Below are 21,800 nucleotides of genomic sequence, written 5' to 3' on the forward strand. Positions count from 1 at the left end.
AGACGTTCACCTGGTTGGTGTTGGTCAGCTTGCCGCTGTTCAGCGACGCCGTCGTGCCCTCAAGGTCCAGCGTCCCCTTGTTGGTGACCTGGCCGCCCGTGATCGACGCCCCGTTCAGGGTCAGTATCGCACCAAGATCGATGGTGACCTGGCCGGAATTGGCGACATCGACCAGAACATTGAGCGTGCCGCCGGATACTTCGATGGTCCCCGAGCTAAAATTCGTGATCGTACTTAGACCTTTGAAGTCGCCGCCATCCTGCAGCGTAAGCTGGCCGTAATTCTGCAGCGAGCTCTGATCCAGCACTTCCATCAAGCCGCCAACGGTGATGGTCCCGTAATTATCGACAATGGAGTCGGCGCCGAGACTGATCCCGACCCCGTCGACGCCGGCGCCAACCGTCAGAGTGCCGTTATTGATCAGCGTCGGAGAATTGGTGAACAGAGTGCCGAAGTCATTCATCGTCAGCGAATTGGCGTACGCCACTGTCGTTGCGTCGATCGTGACCGGGTAATACGGCGTCTTCCCTTGCAGCTGATCGGTAATGATGATGACATCACTGCTTGCGGTCGGAACCGTTCCGGTTTCCCAGTTCGACCCTTCGTTCCAGTCCCCCGGATTGGGTAAGCCGTTTCCAACGGTGTCGATCCAGACAACTGCGGCCGCGTCGGTACCAGTAATCGTGACGACGACGTCCTGAGTGGAAGTTGCGCCCTGTGAATCCGTCACGATCACCGTATAGGTGAGGGTCAGCGTCTCTCCCAAGGGAATGAAATCCGCGAGGAAGGCTTTGAGTTCGGCCAGCTGCCAGGTGATGGTTCCCGTACCCGTTCCCGTGCTGTCGGTGGTGACGGATGCGGAGAGGGCCGTTTCAAAAACCGCGAACGGGCCCGGGAAGTCGGCCTCGAGTGCCGCCAGAGTGAGGGTGGTGCCGCTCAGCGACGCACCCGTCAGGTCCGTCGAAACAATCGTATGGGTGTCGGTCAGGTCGGGGTCGGTGAACGTGAACGTTCCCGACTCTGTATATGTCAGCGTTCCCGGCGCATTGTTCACATTGACGCCAGTGGTCTCCGACGTGGGGGCGAGGTCGCCGCCTGGCGTGAACTTGCCGCCGGCAAAATTGATGGTTTGCGGCCCGGTGGTAATGACCGGAGCGTCATTGGTGCCGGTGATCGTGATCGTGAACGTAACGAGTGTCTTTAAATTATCCGGCGCGAAATTCGAATCGACTTCCGCCGTGTAAGTCAGCGTCAGCGTCTCGCCGGCGGCTAGGAAGTCGAAATTCTTGTCGGCGAGACTGTAAGTCCAGGTCGCCGTACCGACATTGCTGTTCCCCCGGGTGGCAACCACGACAAGCGGGGTTTCCACCGCGACGATGTCTGGGGCGATGTCCGCCAGTACCTGTGCCAACTGCGATGGCGAGAGGTTCGCGGTGTTGCCCTGGTAGGTGAACGAGGTGAACGCTGTCGTGGCCGTCGGATGGTCGCCGCGGTTAATGTCATTAAACTGGATTAGACCGGAAACCGTATCCAGTGCCGGACTGCCGGTAACGTGAACGCCGAGGAGCTCGCTGAAGGCGTTACCGGAGACGAGGACCGTGGGCGCAATAGGGACGTGATTAAGGGTGTTGTCCGGCGGCGTCACGCTTGTGCCGCCCGATGATTTGCCCGTGAAAACGAGAGTGGGGAGCACAACGTCTTGCTGACCGGGGGGGACAAAATTGATTGGTTGCAGCGAAGGTGGCGTGCTCGATCCGGTTCCGCCTGTGCCGGTTGGATTTGCGTTAGGCCCCGCCGCGTAGGAATGGAGCGCCTCCTGCTGGAACTTCCGTAATTCCTCCATTCGCGCGGGACTATTTGCAAGGACGCTGATGGACCCCTTCCCAACGATCACTGTTTGTCCAGGATCATCAAGGGTGTAGTGTCGACCATCCCTCATAAGGAGATCTACTACGCCGTTCAGCTGCAGGTCTTTGGCCGTTATGTCGTCGTCATCCAGGGAATCCGACGGTGGGAGTTGCGCGGCCTCGACTTCCTCCAGAAGCGATAAAATCAGCGCGGTGAGGGACAGCATGCCGATCCCGCCGGTACGGGCGCGGCTCCGAATGGTTCCAACAGGCGTGTCGATACTGACGCAACTGGTCTTGGGAACTTGGCCGACAGCGAAAGCGAAGGACCCTTGGACCAGACTGAGCAGCGAAGAATCGCCCGACCCGTTCGGGTCGTAAGCCGTTTCGTTGAGCACCATTCTCGCGTTCGACGAAAGTTCGAACACAGCATCGGTGAAAGTGATGCCCAGTTGCGAGTCCGATCCAGTCTGGACGATGTCGCCCTTATGAACATTGCAGCCCATGCTCAGGACGATGGACACTCCGTTGCGGATGACAGTCGCGCTTCCGGTGAGTTTCGTTACATGGCCGATGACCTTGGCGGCATCCGACGCGCCTCCTGCCTCGGCGTACTCAACCTGCCCTGTCAACGCGTTGACAAGATCGCCGTTGAGGTGGGCGCCGTCGGGAGACGCCAACGCAGCGCGCTTCTCGCCCTTGAAGTAATCCTGCAGAACCAGTTCGTGGCCGTCCTTGGAAAGAATGAGGTCGACGCCGGACCGCTTGAAATCTGCGTTGAAAAGCAGCTCCGCATCAGAGACGATAATTGCATCCGAAGGAACGGGCGAAACGGTCTCGAAATGGCTGAGCGCGCCGGAATGCGAATGCGCACCCAGACCGTCCTCAGGCAGCTTCGCGTCAAATTTGCCAACGAAGTTCAATGTGACGCCACCGTATAAGGTTAAAATTTATATAATTTTCCCAAGTCTAAAGCTTTCGTACCACCGGGAAACGGATTGCGAAACCATCTCGTGCTTTTTGGAACCCTCGTGCAGACCTATCCTGTAGAACCGCTGGCAAACTGTCGACCCTCGAAACCTAGAACAGACGCGGTATTCCGGACCACTGTCATCAATAGACGACGGTATTGTCAGGAAAAACGAAGTTTAGTGGATTCACTTTAATGTATAAATTAAACGCCAATACTTTTACTAACTTTTCAAACCTCCCCTTGCAAAGGATATTGGGCCGATTTTTCCGATAAAACTGTGATCTGGATAACCAAAAGTGATGATTGCGATTAAATTAGCTATGTCCAACGAAAGCGCTGAAAACAACCATCGCACCGCGACTCCCTGCCTCCCTCATTGGCGGGGGGGGCTTTGGCCTCCGGAACCGAAGGTCCGTAAAATCTTCAACAAATTGGCGAGACTGATTTCAGCCTGTTTCATGCTTTCCGGCCCAACGGAGCAGACTTTAAGCAAAAGAAAAGTTCCGCCGCTCATCATCCGCTGCGAAACGATCCGGTCACGAGCTGGCTAATCAAGGCCTCGCCGATGCTCCGGACATGGGGCGTCAGATGATGGGGATTTTCGGTCATTCGCACGCGTTGCGTGCCGTCATGCTTGCTTTGGGCATCGCCTGGTTCGCGCCAGCAGCGGAGCTTACAGCCGGAACGTTGTTTACGCCCGGCGCGGCGGCCCTGGTCAGGAAGTCGGCCGAGCCCTTCGGAGTGTTTACCACGCACGTGTACGGCGGCGGCTTGCTCGAAAAATGGCTCACTGTCGAGCGCGAACTTGATGACGAAAGGGTGCAACTGGCACTGTGCGACGGCGACCGCGAGCGCTGCGTATCTACCGCCGCGCTTCAATTTCTGGCCATTGTGGACGCCGGAAGGGCTCGGGAGGGCCGTACCCGTCTCGGCGAAATCAATCGCGCGATCAATCTGGCGATCAGGCCGATAAGCGATCTGGCCCAGTGGGGCGAAGTCGATGTGTGGAGTCCGCCGCTGGTCACGTTCGCGCATGGCGCGGGAGATTGCGAGGATTACGCGATCGCAAAATTGGTCGCATTGCTTATGGCCGGCGTTTCGCCCGACGACCTGCGGATCGTGGTCATGCACGACACCATTCACGACGAGGATCACGCCGTCGCCGCGGCGCGGCTAGACGGCCATTGGCTCACGCTGGACAATCGCCACATGGCTATGGTCGAGGACGCGTCCGTCAGGAACTACCGGCCGTTGTTTGTCATCGATCAACACGGCGTCATGCAGTATGTCGACACAGATCTGCAGCTCGCGCAATCCGCAGCGTCTAACTCGGATGTTCAGCGCGACTTGATCTCATCTTCCAACGACGTGATCTCATCCTCCAACTAAGGAAGCCGGATTGGGACGGTCTGCAGCGAGCCGCGGTTAGGCGCCTGAAGGCGGCCGTTCGACGGGATGTTGGCGTAGCAACGCTTTATCGAGGCTTGGTTTACAAGCAAAGCGGGGGCTAGCCGTACTGTTTCTTGCCAAATTGTCTAAGTCTCTGATAATAGGGCGATTTTAGCAACTCTCTGGAGTAAACTCATCTTTTGATGAAGCCGATGAAGTCAATTTGCGGCTATTTGTTGATGAAACATTACTATGCTACAGTCCCGCTGCATATTTTATCGTAAGTTCAGAAGGCTAGGATAGAATCGAATTTTTTGTACCCGATATGCTCCCTTCTCAAGGAGGAGGAGGATCATGTATTTGCATACGATTACCGTGCTGGCCTTTGTTTCGCTTGCCCCCGGTTTTTTACCTGGTCCGGCTCAAGCGCAAAGCGATCCTGCCCAACCCGCCGTTCAGAACGCGGCATCGAGCCCCATTGGAAAAGTTATAGCCGCCACGGGTTCGGTCACAATTGAACATGTAAACGCGGTGGTAGTTCAGGCGAATGTCGGCAGTCAAGCCGGCCAGGCAAAAGTTGGCGATCTCGTCTACCAGGGCGATGTGGTTCGGACCGGAGCCGATGGCCGGGTGAGCATCAACTTTGCTGATGACACCTCATTTAATCTGTCGAACAACGCCAACATGGTTTTGAACGAGTTCGTGTACGATCCAAAGGGGAAGTCCAATTCGACCTTGTTCAACCTGAGCAAGGGAGCGTTCACTTTTGTGGCTGGCAAGATAGCGAAGACTGGCGACATGAAAATTGACACTCCGGTCGCCACCATGGGGATTCGGGGCACCACGCCGCACGTCGAAATTTCGGAGGATGGTACAGCCAAATTCTCGACCCTTATTGAAGAGGGAAAGAGTAAGGTTGCGAAAAAGCTTGGCGCAGCGCCCCCGGCTCAGCAACTCCAGCAAAAACCCGATCAGAAATTGAATTTGAACATCTGTCGAGGGTGCTAGAACTGCCGCTGTGGCGCAGGCAGTTCTCGGTGCGAGAGTTGCCATATACGACGGGCTACAACGTACTGCTTGCCAAAGCCACTATCCGAAGAGTCGGGGAGTTATGGAATCTGTTGCAAGGGGAACAATCATCAACGGCGTGGCGCCTATCCTCATCCTGCTACTGCTTGGGACACCGGCAGCGCCGCAAAACCCTACCACCAGGAGCCTTCTCGAGAACCTCGCGTTGTGCAACGGAAGCGATCGCACCTCGCCTGAACCCCAAATCATTGGCTGCACGGCGGTGATCGATTCGGTGGGCGAACGCGCGCCGGCTGCGGCTATGGCCTACAATAATCGTGGCGATGCCTATACCACAAAGGGGGACTACGACCGCGCCGTTAAGGATTTCGATCAATCGATAAAGCTTAATCCAGCTGACGCCAAGCCCTTCAACAACCGCGGCGTAGCTTACTCGAAGACGGGCGAATACGATCTCGCGCTCAAGGATTTCGAAGAGGCGATCAGGCTCGACCCCAACTACGCAAAGGCCTTTATTAATCGTGCCGAAACCTACGAAAAAAAGAACGCATACGATCTCGCGGCCCGCGACTATGATGAGGCGATTCGTCTTGACCCCGGCTTGAAAGCCGCCTGGAGTGGACGATGTTGGACCCGCGCCATCCTTGGTGAACTGCAGGCGGCGCTGGAGGACTGCAATCGGGCGCTTCAGTCGGAGCCGACCGATGCCGCGACATTTGACTCCCGAGCGTTGACCTACATGAAGATGGGCCGATTCGACCCAGCTATCGACGATTATAATTCTGCACTGCGGCTGGAGCCAAAGCTGGCCAGCGCGCTCTATGGACGTGGTCTTGCCAAGCGCAAGAAGGGCGACGCCGTGGGCAGCGATGCCGACATGTCAGCGGCAAGGAAAATCCGGGCGAAGATTGGCGACGACTTCGCACGCTATGGCGTGCAGTAATCGATCCAGCCTTTTGCTCTGACGCCCAAGCTCGTCGGCGGCTCCTGAGGCATCGGTGGGATTTGCCGCCCCCGATTCACCGCGCCGAAAGTTCTTGGGTCCATGGTTCGCAGCGAAACCAGAACCTGGAATGCTCCGACACCATGAAGCCCGGCGAATCCGCGCTGCAAGTGCGAGGGTTAACAAAGCGTTTCGATCGCCTCGCGGTCGACTCGCTCGACCTCACCATCCGCACCGGCGAGTTCTATGCTCTGCTCGGGCCGAACGGCGCCGGCAAGACCACGACATTGCGCATGGTGGCCGGACTGCTGCGGCCCGACGCCGGTTCGGTGTCGGTACTCGGCATCGACGCTTTGCGCGACTCCGTCGCCGCCAAGCAGGTCACGGCATGGGTATCCGACGAGCCGATGATCTACGACAAGCTGACGCCGCTGGAATACCTCGAATTCGTCGCCGGCCTCTGGGGCATCGATCCCGCGGTGTCGGAACCAGCCGCGCGCGATCTGCTGGTCTCGCTCGGGCTGGAGCTGCATCTGCATGAACGCTGCGAGGGATTTTCCAAGGGCATGCGCCAGAAGGTCGCGCTCGCAGGAGCGCTGGTGCACGACCCGCGCCTGATCATCCTCGACGAGCCCCTCACCGGCCTCGACGCCGTCTCCGCGCGCCACGTCAAGGGCTTGCTGCAGGAGCGCGTGCGCTCCGGCGGCACCGTCATCATGACCACCCATATCCTGGAAGTGGCCGAGCGGATGGCCGACCGCATCGGCGTCATCGCCTCGGGACGGCTTGTCGCCGAAGGCACGCTGACCGAGCTGCGCCAGCAGAACGGTCAGAACGACACCAGCCTCGAGGACATGTTCATCGCGCTGGTCGATGTCGAGGCCGCCGCGGCAAGAGCTCGGCCGCGGCCCTGACCTGGTTTGCCCGGCACGAGATCCGGCTGGCATGGCGCGAATGGCTGGCGATGATGACGGCCGGCCGCTGGAAAAAACGCAGCGCGCTGATAGGACTGATCGTGTTTGCCGCGGTCATGCATCTGCCGGCCTATGCCGTGATCGGCCGCTTTGCCGGCCCGCGAGGGCCGTTCGACAAATCCACCCTTATCGTCATCAGCGCGACCCTGTTCCTGGCCTGGGCCCTGATGCTGTCGCAGGCGATCGAATCCGTGACGCGGGTGTTTTATGCGCGCGCCGATCTCGACCTGATCATGTCGTCGCCGGTCAGGCTGACCAACGTGTTTTCGGTTCGCATAGCGGCGATCGCGCTATCCGTCATCGCGATGGCCCTATTGCTGTCGGCGCCCTTTGTCGATGTCCTCATGATCGGCGGCGGCTTCAGGTGGTTTTCGGCTTTCGGCGTCGTCATCGCCATCGGACTGTCGGCGGCGGCGATCGCGATCGCGGTCACCATCGTGCTGTTCTGGATGATCGGCCCGAGCCGGACGCGATTGGTCGCGCAAATTCTCGCCGCGATCATCGGCGCGGGTTTTGTGATCGCGTTGCAGATCGCCGCGATCCTGTCCTACGGCACGCTGTCGCGGTTTGCGGTTCTGACTTCGGACGCCGCGGCGGCGTTCGCACCGGACCTTGGGAGCGTGATCTGGTGGCCCGCGCGCGCCGCCCTCGGCGACGGCGAGGCGCTCGTGCTGTTGCTGTCCGCCGGACTCGTACTGCTCGGCGTTGTGATGGCGATTTTCTCGCCGCGGTTTGCCGATACCGTCGTCAGCGCTTCGTCGAACGCTTCGCCTGTTCAGCGCGGCTCGCGCGCTGCGCCGTTCCGTGCCGGTTCGCGGCAGCAGGCGCTGCGCTGGAAGGAATTCGTGCTGTTGCGGCGCGATCCTTGGCTGGTGTCGCAGACACTGATGCAATTGCTTTATCTGCTGCCGCCGGCGCTGATGCTGTGGCGGAGTTTCGCCAGCTCCGCCGCCATTGTGCTGGTCACGCCGGTTATCGTGATGGCGGCGGGCCAGCTCGCGGGTGGCCTCGCATGGCTTACGATATCCGGCGAAGACGCTTCCGACCTGGTGGCGACCGCGCCGCTGCAGCCATCGCGCGTGATCCGCGCCAAGGTCGAGGTGGTGCTGGTCGCGATCGGCGTGATATTCGCGCCGCTGATCGCGGCACTTGTATTTGCCTCACCGTTGCAGGCCGCGGTCACCGCGTTCGGCGTCGTGACCGCGGCGGCATCGGCGACCGCGATACAGCTCTGGTTTCGCGTGCAGGCCCGGCGCAGCCAGTTTCGCCGCCGCCAGACCTCGTCGCGGCTGGCGACATTCGCGGAGGCCTTCTCCTCGATCGGATGGGCCGCGACCGCGGCACTGGCGCTGTCGATCCCCATCGCCGCGTTGATTACCGGCCTGATGACCGCTGCAATATTGGCGGCGACCTGGAAGATCAGCCCGCGGCGCGGCTGATCGCAAGACGTCCTCTCCGACAAGTGATTGCCGCCGCAGGATTGCGCGATAGAGTACAGGCCTCACCGCGCGATGGGCCGTTGTCGATGTTGCGATTCTTCCCTGTCGTCCTTGCTGTTCTGGGTTCGCTGATCGCCTCCGCCGCGGCTGAGGATGTCCCGCGCAGCGAGTGTCTGGCGATGGCGAATGCGCCGCCGCGCGTCACGCCGGTCGGTTTTCGGCAAGCCGACGCCAACACCAGCGAAGTCGCAATCACCTATGCCGGTCATTCGACCTATTACATCGATACGCCCGGCGGCGTGCGGATCGTGACCGACTACAACGGCGCCTACACCATCGGCCGCCTGCCTGACGTCGTCACCATGAACCGCGCGCACTCCACGCACTACACGCTGTTTCCCGATCCGCGCATTCCCCATGTGCTGCACGGCTGGAACGATGACGGCGGGCCCGCAAAAATCAACCAACTGATAGGCGACGTGCTGATCCGCAATGTGACGACCGACATCCGCCGCTATTTCGGCGACGATCCGAACGCGGAAATGATCAAGGACGGCAATTCGATTTTCATATTCGAGGTCGCCGGCCTCTGCATCGGTCATCTCGGTCACCTGCATGTCAAGCTCGACGACACCCAGTTCGCGGCGATCGGCCGGCTCGATATCGCGATGGTGCCGATCGACGGCACCTACACCATGTCGCTCGACGGCATTTCCGATATCACGCGCCGGCTGCGCGCGTCCGTCGTGCTGCCGATGCATCGCTTCATGACACCGCTCGACGAATTCATGCGCCGGATCGGCGAGCAGTTCGCGATCGACGTCCGTACCGAGCGGACCCTGCGGATTTCGCGGGAGACGCTGCCGGGCACGCCGACGGTGATTATTCTGGACGGGGTTTGAACCCTCCCCTACAAATCACGCCAACAATAAAAAATCAGGGAGTGACGATTGATGGCCAGCACACTGCCCACCACCAGGAGCGGGCTCTATGCCGATCCGCGCGAGGATTGGCTCGCGCAACACACCGAGGAAATCATCGATCCCGCGCGCCCGATCGTCGATCCGCACCATCATTTATGGGATCGCGGCGGGCAACGCTACCTGATCGAGGAAATTACTGCCGACATCGCATCCGGCCACAACATTGTCGCGACCGTCTATGTCGAGGCGCGCTCGATGTACCGCGCCAGGGGACCCGAAGCGTTGCGCCCGGTCGGCGAGATCGAGTTCGCCAACGGCGCCGCGGCGATGAGCGCAAGCGGCGGCTACGGTCCCGCAGCGATCTGCGCCGGCATCGTCGGCCACGCCAATCTCCTGCTGGGCGAGGGCGCACGCGACGTTCTCGAAGCCGAGATCGCCGCCGGTGGCGGCCGTTTTCGCGGCATCCGGCATTCCTCGGCATGGGATGCCGACGCCGATGTCGCCGGCATGTATGCGACGCGCCCGAAAGGCCTGCTGCTGGACCCGACATTCCGCAAGGGCTTTGCCTGTCTCGCGCCGCTGGCCTTAAGTTTCGATGCGTGGCTGTTTCATCCGCAGATCGGTGAATTGACCGATCTGGCCCGTGCGTTTCCGCAGACGCGAATCGTGCTCGATCATTGCGGCGGACCGGTCGGCCTCGGCGGTTATGCCAACCGCGAGGAGGTTTTCAAGGTCTGGAAAGCGGCGATCCTCGAAATTGCAAAATGCCCCAATGTCGTGGTGAAGCTTGGCGGCCTCGCGATGCGCCTGCTCGGTTATGATTTTCACGAACGACCGAGGCCGCCCTCGTCAAAAGAGGCGGCCGAGGCGTGGCGTCCCTATATCGAGACCTGTATCGACGCCTTCGGCCCCGAACGCGGCATGTTCGAAAGCAACTTTCCGCCCGACAAGGGCCAGTGCAGCTATCAGGTGATCTTCAACGCCTTCAAGCGCCTCGCCGCGCAATACAGCGACGCCGAAAAAACCGCCCTGTTCTCGAAGACGGCAACGGATTTCTACCGGCTGAAGCTTGGGTGATGGCGATCGCGGCGGGCATGACTGCGGCGGGCTAACGCACGATCGCCGTTCGGCGCGCCGCCGCGCGATCGCGACGCCACGTCCCCAGCCACCAGTACAACCCTGCGGTTATCAGCCCGGCCAGGGGATACAGGACCGTGATCGGATCGGCGGCCCAGCGCAGGAAGAACGCCAGGAAAGTCTCTGTCGGCGGTCCCGAATCCGGACCGCTGCCCTTCCATTCCATCAATGTCAGCGGAACGAATACCGCCGCGCCCAGCACCAGGCCGAGCAGGCAGACCCTCATGCCCGTCATTGGCCGCCACCAGGAAAGCAGAAACAGCGAGGGCAGGAACAGGAATATGGTGGTTCCGTAGGAGACGATGCAACTCGGGACCAACAGGATCAGGAACAACAGTGCCGAACGCTCGCCCTGGAAAAAACCCAGCATCGCCGCGCAAAACAACAGCGGCACCGGCAGCGGCGCCAGGATCAGGCCGGTCCAACTGAAGCGCATCGCCTCTGCTACGCCAAGTCCTGGAAGAGCGGGAGCCCGCTGAAATCGTGATCGGACGTGCATTTAAAACTCGCCTGGTCGGCATAATAGTGTCCGAACACAGTCTTCGAGTTCAATAAACCGGCAAATGGCGCGCCCGAAGAGATTCGAACTCCTGACCCCCAGATTCGTAGTCTGGTGCTCTATCCAGCTGAGCTACGGGCGCGTGTTTCGCTGACATTTCAGGGCATAAAGCCCGCCGATGCCGCGTGCATTCGGAAAACATGTGAGAGGCCGCGAAAGCGCGCCATAGCTACCGGCTCCGGCCGAACTTGGCAAGGTCCGGAAGCTGTCATCTCCCGGTCCTTCCGCATCTCAAGAAGCCGCCAAAAAGCGGCAGGCTGCGCCGTGATTACGCCCGTGCCCGTTCATTGCGCACGCTCATCAGTTCCACCGGCCGATCCGGTATGGCGATCCGGAAGGTCGCGCCGATGGTGCCCTCCACCAGATGAATGTCACCGCCATGGGCGCGGACCAGTTCGGCGGCGATCGCCAGGCCCAGCCCGCTGCCGCCGATACGGCCCGAGGTCTGGAACGCCTCGAACAGATGATCGCGGGCCCTGGCCGGCACGCCGGGGCCGGTGTCGGACACCTCGATGATCGCGACCGAGCCCTCGCGGCGTCCGGTGATGCGAATCTGCATGGTCGCGGCATCACCGCGGGGCCGGCCTTCAAGCGCCTGCGCGGCGTTGCGCACGAGGTTGAGCAGGACGCGAAACAGTTGATCGGGGTCGGCATCGATGGTCAGCCCGCGTTCGATCGCGCTGATCCAGGTAATCGACGCATCCGAAGCAAGGCCTGCGGATTCGCGGACCTCGGCCACCACGGGTTCGACCAGGATCATGCGGCGGTCGGGTGCGGCCTCCTGCGCGCGGCCATAGGACAGCGTCGACTGGCAGAACGCGATGGCGCGCTCCAGCGAGCGCATCAGTTTCGGCGCGAAGCGCTGCACCCGCGGATCCGGTACGCTGGCGAGCTGGTCCGACAGCAGTTGCGAGGACGCCAAAAGGTTGCGCAGATCGTGGTTGATCTTCGATACCGCAAGACCGAGTGCTGCGAGCCGGCTCTTCTGATGCAGCATCGACACCAGGTCGCGCTGCATGTCGGACAATTCGCGTTCGGCGACGCCGATTTCGTCGCCGCGCTGGCTCGGCACGATGATCCGCGCCGAGCTTTCAGGATCCTCGTGGAAGCCGACCAGACTTGCGGTCAGACGCCGCATCGGCCGCACGAACAGGTAATGCAGCGCCAGATACACCAGCCCCGCGGTCAGCATTGCGATCCCGAGCGAGACCCCGAGCAGGTTGCGGGAAAACCGGTACATCGCCTGACGCAGCGGCAATTCATCGATCACGACCTCGATGAATTGCGCGCCGCCGGGCGCCGGCCCGATCACGCGGATCGCCTGATTGCCGTTTTCAAGCATGACCTCGAACGAATCGACGATCGCGGACCACACCGTCATGGACCGCATGTCGATGTCGTGATCGATCGCCGGCGGCAGATCGGCGCTGGCCAGCAGACGGCGTTGCTGCCCCATCTTGATGGCGACCGCGCGGGCGCCGATGCTGGTCAGGATTTGCCGCGCCAGCGAATCCGGAACCATGCCCGAGGGCGCGGCATCCAGCACCAGTGCTGCGGTGTTCGCCGCCGCCAGCCGGTCGTTGAGCCGGTTCATCCGGAAATTCGCAATCGCGGGCACGTAGATCAGGAACCCTGCGATCATCACCAGCGGAATGGTCAGCAGCAGGAGCTTGCCGGACAGGCCCAGCCGGCGCGGAGGCAGGGGCCGCCGCGGTGGAATTGTGGCCTGTTCGTCGATCACTGACACGATATCTATCTGCCTTCGACGCCAAATCCGGCTTCAACACCGGATGTTTTCGAGGATGCGTTTTGCACCACAACCGGTCAAATTACGGATCGCTAATGTCCGATGGTTCCAAGCCGCCATCCTCGCACGGAAAACACCGGAAATATTGATATATTCGAGCCAATTGCGCCGTTTCGAAGAACCTTGGCGACGATACCCGGCAACATTGACGAAAACGGGTCGCTCCCGTATAAGCCGCGCCAATTGTCCGCGATGGCCCGGTCCGACCGGGGCGGCTCATTTGGGCCGGAAATGGCCTGTTTTGGGCCGGCCAGCATCAACGGACTTATCTCAATATCAGGCATATTGCCCGGTCAGCGGAGAACGACCCGTGAAGCGGACTTATCAACCCAGCAAACTGGTGCGCAAGCGCCGTCACGGCTTCCGCGCCCGCCTTGCGACCGCCGGCGGCCGCAAGGTCCTCGCCGCGCGCCGCGCGCGGGGCCGCAAGCGTCTGAGCGCCTGAGCCGGGCTTCCCGGAGATTTCACCATGGATCGGTTAAGGCAGCGGGCGGACTTCCTCGCCGTTGCCAATGGCGCGCGGGCTGGCAGCGCTGCTTTCGTGGTGCAAAGCCGCCATCGCGACGATGACGGCCCGATCCGGGTCGGCTTTACCGTTACCAAAAAGAACGGCACCGCCACCGAGCGCAACCGCATCCGGCGCCGGCTTCGCGAATTGGTGAAGCGGCTGGACGTCATATCAATGCGACCGCACAGTGATTATGTGCTAGTCGGCCGTCGTGACGCGCTGACCCGCGACTTTGCGACCATGCTCGACGATCTCCGCTCGGCGCTCGATCGCCTCAAGCGGCAGCCCAAGATGCCGCGTGCCAAGATGCCGCGTGACAAGACACCGCGTGACAGGACCGCAAGCCGCAAACCGACCGAATGACGAGACCTTGAACGATGACCGATAATCGCAACACCATCCTCGCCGTCATTCTGTCCGGCCTCGTGCTGATCGGCTGGCAATACTTCTTCAACATTCCGCAGATGGAAAAGCGGCGCGCTGCGGAGCAAATCCAGAGCGAGTTGGTGAAGCCTACGCCAGACGGAGGCGGAACCACCCCGCAGACCGGTGCGGCGCCGACGCCATCCGCCAACGCCCCCGCGATGACCCAGCCCGCATCGACGGCGCCCGCGGTCAGCCGCGACACCGCCATCGCCGCAGCCCCGCGGGTCAAGATCGACACCCCGCGCCTTGCCGGCAGCATTTCGCTCAAGGGCGCGCGGATCGACGACCTTTCGCTGGTGCAATTCCGCGAGACTGTCGATCCGGCTTCGCCCGCGATCGTGCTATTCTCGCCCTCGGGCACGGCTGAACCTTACTATGCGGAATTCGGCTGGGTCCCAGCCAGCGGTTCGACGGTAAGGCTTCCCGACCAGAATACCGTGTGGCAGCAGGAAGGCTCAGGCAGTCTGGCGCCGAACAGCCCGGTGACGCTGAAATACGACAATGGCGACGGCCTCACCTTCCGCCGCACCATTTCGATCGACGAGCGCTATCTCTTTTCGATCAAGGACGAAGTCACCAATGTCGGCAATGCGCCGGTCACGCTGTATCCGTTTGCGCTGATCTCGCGGCATGGCACCCCGAAGGTCTCAGGCTACTACATCCTGCACGAGGGCCTGATCGGCTATCTCGGCGAACATGGGCTGCAGGAATTCACCTACAAGAAGATAGACGACACCAAGGAAGTCAAACTCGACGCTACCGATGGCTGGCTCGGCATCACCGACAAGTACTGGGCTTCGGCGCTGCTGCCGGACACCAACGCGCAGGTGCAGGCCCGGTTCTCGTCCAATCTCGTCGGCGCCATCCGTACCTATCAGACCGACTACCTGGAGAATCCGCAAACCATCGCGATCGGCGGCACCGGCAGCGCCAACGCGCGATTGTTTGCCGGCGCCAAGGAAGCCAGCGTTGTCGGCATCAACTTTCCGCTCGGGGGTCTCGGCGGCTACAACAGGCAGCTCGAACTCAACCACTTCGATCTCATGATCGACTGGGGCTGGTTCTATTTCATCACCAAGCCGATGTTCCTGGCGCTGGACTTCTTCTATCACCTGGTCGGCAATTTCGGCATCGCCATCCTGCTGGTGACGGTGCTGGTGAAGCTGTTGTTCTTCCCGCTTGCCAACAAGTCCTACGCGTCGATGGCGAAGATGAAATCGGTGCAGCCGCAACTGGCCGCGCTGAAGGAACGCTATCCCGACGACAAGGTGAAGCAGCAGCAGGAGATGATGGAAATCTACAAGAAGGAGAAGATCAACCCGATCGCCGGTTGTCTTCCCGTGGCGCTGCAGATTCCGGTGTTCTTCTCGCTCTACAAGGTATTGTTCGTCACCATCGAAATGCGCCACGCGCCGTTCTTCGGCTGGATTAAGGATCTGTCGGCGCCCGATCCGACCAATCTGTTCAACCTGTTCGGCCTGCTGCATTTCGATCCGACCGTGGTGCCGGTGTTCGGGCATTATCTCGCGCTCGGCGTCTGGCCGATCATCATGGGCATCACGATGTGGTTCCAGATGAAGCTCAATCCGACGCCGCCGGATCCTACCCAGCAGTTGATCTTCAGCTGGATGCCGCTGATCTTCACCTTCATGCTGGCCGGATTCCCCGCGGGCCTCGTGATCTACTGGGCCTGGAACAACACGCTGTCAGTGCTGCAACAGAGCTTCATCATGCGCCGCAACGGCGTGAAGGTCGAACTGCTGGACAATCTCAAGGCCACCTTCTCGTCCAAGAAGGCCGAGTCGAAAACCTGACGACCTGGCGCCAACAGGGCAAGAATCCCCTAAGCCGTCATGGCCGGGCTTGTCTGGCATGACGATGGAAAGCCCTTCGCATGACCACCAACACCGATGCGAAGCTGATTGAACAGGGGCGAAAACTGTTCGCCGGCGACTGGCAGTTTTTCTGGGCCTCGCCGTCGATCGAAACGCTGCCGCCGATGGCGGGCGTGGAGGTCGCGTTTGCCGGCCGATCCAATGTCGGCAAATCGAGCCTGATCAACGCGCTGACCGGGCGCAATGCGCTGGCGCGCACCTCGCATACGCCGGGCCGCACCCAGGAACTGATCTTCTTCGAAGGCCCCGAGAACAAGGGCTTCCGGCTGGTCGACATGCCCGGTTACGGCTACGCCTCGGCGCCCAAGGCCAAAGTCGCGTCGTGGACCGCGTTGATCCATAAATTCCTGCAGGGCCGCAGCAGTCTGGCTCGGGTCTATGTGCTGATCGATGCGCGGCATGGCTTCAAGGACGTCGATCTCGACGTGCTCAACACGCTCGATAAATCCGCCGTGAGTTATCAAATCATCCTCACCAAGGCCGATCAGGTAAAGCCGGCCGAGCTCGAAGCGCGCACCGCCGACACGCTGGCCGCCCTTGCCAGGCATCCGGCTGCCTTTCCGGAGCTGATTGTGACATCCTCCCACACCGGCGCCGGGATGCCGGAACTGCGCGCCGCCATGGTGCGCCTGCTCGGCGAGCGCAATTGATGATGACATCCCGCAGTTTGCGCATTCTCGTCATTCTGGCCGCCGTGATGGGCGGCGACGGCGTCATCCTGGCGGCGGCATCGGCGCATCAGCCCGACGCGACCAGGCTGGCGTCGGCTTCCTCGATGCTGCTGTTTCACGCCACCGCCGTGCTCGCGGTGGTGGCGCTGGCCGAACGCGGCGTCATTCACGGCCGAATCGGGATCGCGGCGGCATTCGGCTTTGTGGTCGCGGCGGTGCTGTTCGCCGGCGACCTGACGCTGCGGCAATACGCCGGTCACAGCCTGTTCCCGATGGCGGCGCCGACCGGCGGAACGCTTCTGATCGTGAGCTGGCTGGTGCTCGCGGTGGCGGCGGCCTGGCCCAGACGCACCTCCTGAAACGGCGGCGGACATGCTTTGCGCCGTGCCCGCCAATCAGATAGAACCCGCCCCATCCTGCTGACCATGAGACCCGCTTCATGACCGACGCGCCATATATCAGTCCGCTCGATCAGGCCCGCATCCTGTCCGAGGCGCTGCCGCATATGCAGCAGTATGACGAGGAAACCATCGTCATTAAATATGGCGGCCATGCCATGGGCGCCGAAGACCTTGCCAAGGCGTTCGCGCGCGACATCGTTTTGCTGGAACAGACCGCCATCAATCCGGTGGTAGTGCACGGCGGCGGGCCGCAGATCGCGCAAATGCTGCAGCGGCTCGGCATCAAATCGGAATTCGCCGCCGGCTTGCGTGTCACCGATACCGCCACCATCGAGATCGTCGAAATGGTGCTGGCCGGTTCGATCAACAAGCAACTGGTCGGCTACATCAATGAGGCCGGCGGCAGGGCCGTCGGCCTGTGCGGCAAGGACGGAAACATGGTGACGGCGTCAAAGGTGACGCGCACCATGGTCGATCCGGGTTCCAATATCGAAAAGGTGGTCGATCTCGGTTTCGTCGGCGAACCGGACAAGGTCGATCTGACATTGTTGAACCAGTTGATCGGCCATGACCTGATCCCGGTGCTGGCGCCGCTGGCGACCTCGAAGACCGGACAGACCTTCAACGTCAATGCCGACACTTTTGCCGGCGCGGTCGCGGGCGCGCTGAAGGCCAAGCGGCTGTTGCTCCTGACCGACGTACCCGGCGTGCTCGACAAGTCGAAGAAACTGATCCCTGAACTGTCGGTAAAGGACGCGCGCAAGCTGATCGCCGACGGCACCATTTCCGGCGGCATGATTCCGAAGGTCGAAACCTGCATCTATTCGCTCGAGCAGGGTGTGCAGGGCGTCGTCATCATCGACGGCAAGACCCCGCACGCGGTTTTGCTCGAACTGTTCACCAATCAGGGTACCGGCACGCTGATACACAAGTGACCCCAGCGATTTCCACGTTCTCATCGTTCCCGCGCCGGCTCGGCGCCGTGATGCGGCGATACTGGAGGCGGACGGCGTTCGCGCTGTCGGCTGCCGTGACCGCGTTCCTGGCTTCGTCAGCGCCCGCTTACGCCGACCTGAAGCTCTGCAATCACATGAGCTACGTGATCGAGGCTGCGATCGGCATCGACGACAAGGCCGCCACCGCCACGCGCGGCTGGTTCCGGATCGATCCGGCCGCCTGTCGCGTCGTCGTCCAGGGCACCCTGACCGCCGACCGCATCCTGCTCAACGCCCGCGCGCTCGGCGTCTACGGCTCGTCTCCGATTCCGCAGAACGGCGGCGATACGCTGTGCATCGCGTCCGACAATTTCGTGATCGCCGCAGCGCGTCAGTGCCGCGCCGGACAAACCCCGGCACCGTTCACCCAGATCGTCCCGACGGCGACCGACGACGGCAACCTGGTGGCCTACCTGGCCGAGGACAGCGAATATGACGACGAACAGGCGAAGCTCGCGGGCATTCAGCGGCTGCTGGTGATCGCCGGCTATGACGCAGCTCCGATCGACGGCGTCGACGGCCCGAAGACACAGGCGGCACTGGCGGCATTCCTGAAAAATCGCGGGCTGACGCCCGATATCGTCCAGGCGCCGAACTTCTTCGCCACAATGATCGACGCGGTGCAATCGCCGTCTTCCACCGGGCTCACCTGGTGCAACGACACGCCGCACAAGATCATGGCCGCGGTCGGCACCGACGACGGCAAGACCGTGATCAGCCGCGGCTGGTATCGTATCGATCCCGGCAAATGCCTGCATCCCGATGTCACCGGTCAGCCCAGGCAGATTTTCAGTTTCGCCGAAGCGGTCGATGGCGAAAACCGCACCGTGAAGTTCAAGGACAAGCCGCTGAACTGGGGCGGCGCCACCCAGCTTTGCACGCGTGAGAGCAAGTTCGAGTTCAACGAACAGGGCGACTGCGGCACTCGCGGCCTCGCCGCAACCGGCTTTGCCGCCGTCGACATGAGCAGCGGCGGCAAGACGCTGCGCTTCGCGATGCCATGACGGAGGCACAACGTCCCTTCACCCATATCGACACCTGGGTGTTCGACCTCGACAACACGCTGTATCCGCATCATGTCAATCTGTGGCACCAGGTCGACGCGCGGATCGGCGAGTTCGTCGGCGCCTGGCTCAAGATACCGGCGGATCAGGCGCGCGTCGTCCAGAAGGATTATTACCGGCGCTACGGCACCACGATGCGCGGCATGATGACCGAGCACGGCGTGCACGCCGACGACTATCTCGCTTATGTGCACCAGATCGACCATTCGCCGCTGCAGCCGAACCCGGCGATGGGCGCTGCCATCGCCAGACTTCCCGGCCGCAAGCTGATCCTGACCAATGGTTCGACCGAGCATGCCGACAAGGTTTTGCAGCGGCTTGGTCTGGCCAGGCATTTCGAGGCGGTGTTCGATATCATCGCCGCCGACCTCGAGCCGAAGCCGGCGCCGCAGACCTATCAGAAATTCCTGCGGGATCACGCGGTCAATCCGCAGGCCTCGGCGATGTTCGAGGATCTGGCGCGCAACCTCGTGGTGCCGCATCAGCTCGGCATGACCACGGTGCTGGTGGTGCCCGACGGCACCAGGGAAGTCGTCCGCGAGGAATGGGAGCTGGAAGGCCGTGGCGCAGCTCACGTCGACCATGTCACCGACGACCTGACCGGGTTCCTGGAAAGGCTGGTGCAAAGCTAGACGTCTGCTTTGCGGAGCATTCGGTCGTCATGCCCGGGCTTGACCCGGCAATGACGAGCCAGTGAGGTTCGACGGGACGACATGCCGGTGAGTCTTGACTCTCCCTCCCCAAATTCCGACAAAAGCTCGCGCCTGCACCACCAATTCCTCCAAGGAAACCGCGATGTCTCTCGCCTCCCTCGAATCCACCGTCAATGCTGCGTTCGATGCCCGCGACGGCGTTTCTACTTCGACCAAGGGCGAAGTCCGCGAGGCCGTCGATCACGCGCTCGAACTGCTCGACAAGGGCGAGGCGCGGGTGGCGGTGCGCGAGGCCGGCGGCAAGTGGAAAGTCAATCAGTGGCTGAAGAAGGCGGTGCTGCTGTCGTTCCGCCTCAACGACATGAGCGCGATCGGCGGCGGCCCCGGCAAGGCATCGTGGTGGGACAAGGTGCCCTCCAAGTTCGAAGGCTGGGGCGAAAATCGATTCCGCGACGCAGGTTTCCGCGCGGTGCCGGGTGCCATCGTCCGCCGTTCGGCTTTTATCGCCAGGAACGTCGTGCTGATGCCGTGCTTTGTGAATCTTGGCGCCTATGTCGATGAAAACACCATGATCGATACCTGGTCCACGGTCGGCTCCTGCGCGCAGATCGGCAAGCGCGTGCATATTTCCGGCGGCGTCGGGATCGGCGGCGTGCTGGAGCCGTTGCAGGCCGAACCCGTCATCATCGAAGACGACTGCTTCATCGGCGCGCGCTCGGAAGTCGCCGAGGGCGTGATCGTGCGCAAGGGCGCGGTGCTGGCGATGGGCGTGTTCCTGGGCGCGTCGACCCAGATCATCGATCGCGACAGCGGCAAGGTCTATATCGGCGAAGTACCGGAATATGCGGTGGTGGTGCCGGGATCGCGGCCGGCGCGGCCGCTGAAAGACGGCTCGCCGGGTCCGGCGCTGTCCTGTGCCGTCATCGTCAAAACCGTCGACGAGCAGACCCGCTCCAAGACCAGCATCAACGAGCTGTTGCGGGACTGAATCGGGCAAGCAATGACTGACGCCCTCTCCATTGCCCGCGACCTCCTGCGCTGCCGATCGGTAACGCCGGCGGATGCCGGCGCGCTCGGCGTGCTGGAAAATATCCTGGGCGCCGCCGGCTTCGAACTCCACCGCGTCACCTTCAGCGAGCCCGGCGCTGCCGATGTCGACAACCTCTATGCCCGTATCGGCGACAGCGCGCCGCTCATCACCTTTGCCGGGCACACCGATGTGGTACCGCCGGGCGACGAGGCCGCGTGGACCCATGGCGCGTTCGCGGGCGATGTGCAGGACGGTTTTCTGTACGGGCGCGGCGCCGTCGACATGAAGGGCGGCATCGCCTGCAGCGTCGCCGCGGCGCTCAACTATCTCGCCGACAACGGCGGCAAGCCCGGCAAAAATGGCAAAGGCTCGATCTCGTTTCTGATCACCGGCGACGAGGAAGACATCGCGGTCAACGGCACCGTCAAGCTGCTGCAATGGGTCGCCGCGCGCGGCGAGAAATTCGACCACTGCGTGCTCGGCGAGCCCAGCAATGTCGAGGAACTCGGCGATTGCATCAAGATCGGCCGCCGCGGCTCCCAGTCGGGCACGCTGTATGTCGACGGCAGGCAGGGTCATGTCGCCTATCCGCACCGCGCGTCGAACCCGGTGCCGGATATCGCCCGCCTGATCGTGGCGATCAGCGACGAGCCGCTCGACCATGGCAGCGCCCAGTTCCAGGCGTCGAACCTCGAATTCACCTCGGTGGATGTCGGCAACACCGCCGGCAATGTGATCCCCGGACAGGCGCGCGCGAAATTCAATATCCGCTTCAACGATCACCACACCCAGGAGACATTGCGGACCCTGATCGAGGAGCGCGTCACCAAGGCGGCGGGGAATCGCATCCACGCAAGGATCGTATGGGAGCCGTCGAACGCCAACGTGTTCGTGACCAAACCGGGTGCCTTCACCGATCTGGCGGTCGCCGCTATCGAGCACGTCACCGGCCGCAAGCCGGAATTGAGCACCAGCGGTGGCACCTCGGATGCACGCTTTATCGCCGGCTATTGCCCGGTGATCGAGTTCGGCCTGGTCGGCCAGACCATGCACCAGATCGACGAGCGCACGCCGGTTTCCGATCTGGAGAAGCTGACCAGGATTTATCGCGGCGTGCTGGATCGGTATTTCGGATAA

The 21,800-nt window shown here is 61.8% G+C and carries 20 protein-coding genes and 1 tRNA gene; 17 read left to right on the forward strand and 4 right to left on the reverse strand.

From position 1 onward, the window contains the following. Window positions 1–2,770, reverse strand: a 2,770-nt coding sequence (locus E7813_RS23695) for a VCBS domain-containing protein (RefSeq protein ID WP_291577709.1), incomplete at its 3' end; no start/stop codon positions are given. 626 nt (window positions 2,771–3,396) lie between these two features. Between E7813_RS23695 and E7813_RS23700 the strand changes: the two genes are divergently transcribed. The 7 genes from E7813_RS23700 to E7813_RS23730 all read left to right on the forward strand — a co-directional run bounded on the left by E7813_RS23700 (window position 3,397) and on the right by E7813_RS23730 (window position 10,594). Beyond that, the gene (locus E7813_RS23700) at window positions 3,397–4,209 is read left to right on the forward strand and encodes a transglutaminase-like cysteine peptidase (protein ID WP_291577710.1); all 813 of its coding nucleotides are present in this window, start codon (window positions 3,397–3,399) and stop codon (window positions 4,207–4,209) included. A gap of 354 nt (window positions 4,210–4,563) precedes the next feature. Next, window positions 4,564–5,217 (forward strand): FecR family protein, encoded by a 654-nt coding sequence (locus E7813_RS23705; protein WP_291577711.1) that lies wholly within the window; start codon window positions 4,564–4,566, stop codon window positions 5,215–5,217. A gap of 103 nt (window positions 5,218–5,320) precedes the next feature. Beyond that, on the forward strand, window positions 5,321–6,181 hold the full coding sequence (locus E7813_RS23710; RefSeq protein WP_291577712.1) for a tetratricopeptide repeat protein: 861 nt from the start codon (window positions 5,321–5,323) through the stop codon (window positions 6,179–6,181). 143 nt (window positions 6,182–6,324) lie between these two features. Then, window positions 6,325–7,095: an ABC transporter ATP-binding protein gene (locus E7813_RS23715; protein ID WP_291577713.1), complete on the forward strand. Its 771-nt coding sequence runs from the start codon at window positions 6,325–6,327 to the stop codon at window positions 7,093–7,095. A 53-nt stretch (window positions 7,096–7,148) separates the two neighbouring features. Next, a complete protein-coding gene (locus E7813_RS23720) occupies window positions 7,149–8,594 on the forward strand; it encodes a permease (protein WP_291577714.1) in 1,446 nt (481 codons plus the stop codon). A gap of 86 nt (window positions 8,595–8,680) precedes the next feature. After that, window positions 8,681–9,496, forward strand: coding sequence for an MBL fold metallo-hydrolase (locus tag E7813_RS23725; protein WP_291577715.1), 816 nt, complete (start codon window positions 8,681–8,683; stop codon window positions 9,494–9,496). A 48-nt stretch (window positions 9,497–9,544) separates the two neighbouring features. Next, on the forward strand, window positions 9,545–10,594 hold the full coding sequence (locus tag E7813_RS23730; protein WP_291577716.1) for an amidohydrolase family protein: 1,050 nt from the start codon (window positions 9,545–9,547) through the stop codon (window positions 10,592–10,594). 31 nt (window positions 10,595–10,625) lie between these two features. Here the strand turns inward: E7813_RS23730 and E7813_RS23735 are convergent, their stop codons facing one another. From E7813_RS23735 to E7813_RS23745, 3 genes are all read right to left on the reverse strand, one after another. Further along, the gene (locus E7813_RS23735) at window positions 10,626–11,090 is read right to left on the reverse strand and encodes a hypothetical protein (protein ID WP_291577717.1); all 465 of its coding nucleotides are present in this window, start codon (window positions 11,088–11,090) and stop codon (window positions 10,626–10,628) included. A gap of 128 nt (window positions 11,091–11,218) precedes the next feature. Next, window positions 11,219–11,295 (reverse strand) — tRNA-Arg (locus E7813_RS23740). 186 nt (window positions 11,296–11,481) lie between these two features. Then, entirely contained in the window at window positions 11,482–12,960 is a 1,479-nt protein-coding gene (locus tag E7813_RS23745) for a HAMP domain-containing sensor histidine kinase (RefSeq protein WP_291577718.1), read from the reverse strand. A 370-nt stretch (window positions 12,961–13,330) separates the two neighbouring features. Here E7813_RS23745 and rpmH point away from each other — a divergent pair, with 370 nt between their 5' ends. The 10 genes from rpmH to dapE all read left to right on the forward strand — a co-directional run bounded on the left by rpmH (window position 13,331) and on the right by dapE (window position 21,800). Further along, a complete protein-coding gene (gene rpmH, locus E7813_RS23750) occupies window positions 13,331–13,465 on the forward strand; it encodes a 50S ribosomal protein L34 (RefSeq protein ID WP_008542748.1) in 135 nt (44 codons plus the stop codon). A gap of 24 nt (window positions 13,466–13,489) precedes the next feature. Then, window positions 13,490–13,891 (forward strand): ribonuclease P protein component, encoded by a 402-nt coding sequence (gene rnpA / locus E7813_RS23755; RefSeq protein WP_291577719.1) that lies wholly within the window; start codon window positions 13,490–13,492, stop codon window positions 13,889–13,891. A gap of 14 nt (window positions 13,892–13,905) precedes the next feature. Continuing rightward, a complete protein-coding gene (yidC, locus tag E7813_RS23760; protein WP_291577720.1) occupies window positions 13,906–15,768 on the forward strand; it encodes a membrane protein insertase YidC in 1,863 nt (620 codons plus the stop codon). 80 nt (window positions 15,769–15,848) lie between these two features. Further along, window positions 15,849–16,499, forward strand: coding sequence for a ribosome biogenesis GTP-binding protein YihA/YsxC (gene yihA / locus E7813_RS23765; RefSeq protein WP_291577721.1), 651 nt, complete (start codon window positions 15,849–15,851; stop codon window positions 16,497–16,499). Next, the gene (locus E7813_RS23770) at window positions 16,499–16,879 is read left to right on the forward strand and encodes a DUF423 domain-containing protein (RefSeq protein WP_291577722.1); all 381 of its coding nucleotides are present in this window, start codon (window positions 16,499–16,501) and stop codon (window positions 16,877–16,879) included. Before yihA ends, E7813_RS23770 begins: the two co-directional genes overlap by 1 nt. Before the next feature lie 80 nt (window positions 16,880–16,959). After that, entirely contained in the window at window positions 16,960–17,856 is an 897-nt protein-coding gene (gene argB / locus E7813_RS23775) for an acetylglutamate kinase (protein ID WP_291577723.1), read from the forward strand. Window positions 17,857–17,906: 50 nt separating this feature from the next. Continuing rightward, window positions 17,907–18,920 (forward strand): DUF1036 domain-containing protein, encoded by a 1,014-nt coding sequence (locus E7813_RS23780; RefSeq protein WP_291577841.1) that lies wholly within the window; start codon window positions 17,907–17,909, stop codon window positions 18,918–18,920. After that, window positions 18,917–19,612 carry a pyrimidine 5'-nucleotidase gene (locus tag E7813_RS23785; protein ID WP_291577724.1) on the forward strand — a complete coding sequence of 232 codons (696 nt, stop codon included), beginning with the start codon at window positions 18,917–18,919 and terminating at the stop codon, window positions 19,610–19,612. Before E7813_RS23780 ends, E7813_RS23785 begins: the two co-directional genes overlap by 4 nt. Before the next feature lie 163 nt (window positions 19,613–19,775). Beyond that, complete coding sequence (gene dapD / locus E7813_RS23790; RefSeq protein WP_291577725.1) at window positions 19,776–20,621, forward strand: 2,3,4,5-tetrahydropyridine-2,6-dicarboxylate N-succinyltransferase; 846 nt, start codon at window positions 19,776–19,778, stop codon at window positions 20,619–20,621. Between the two features lie 12 nt (window positions 20,622–20,633). Beyond that, window positions 20,634–21,800 carry a succinyl-diaminopimelate desuccinylase gene (gene dapE / locus E7813_RS23795; RefSeq protein ID WP_291577726.1) on the forward strand — a complete coding sequence of 389 codons (1,167 nt, stop codon included), beginning with the start codon at window positions 20,634–20,636 and terminating at the stop codon, window positions 21,798–21,800.

The sequence above is a fragment of the Bradyrhizobium sp. genome (genome assembly GCF_004799405.1).
Taxonomy (GTDB): domain Bacteria; phylum Pseudomonadota; class Alphaproteobacteria; order Rhizobiales; family Xanthobacteraceae; genus Bradyrhizobium.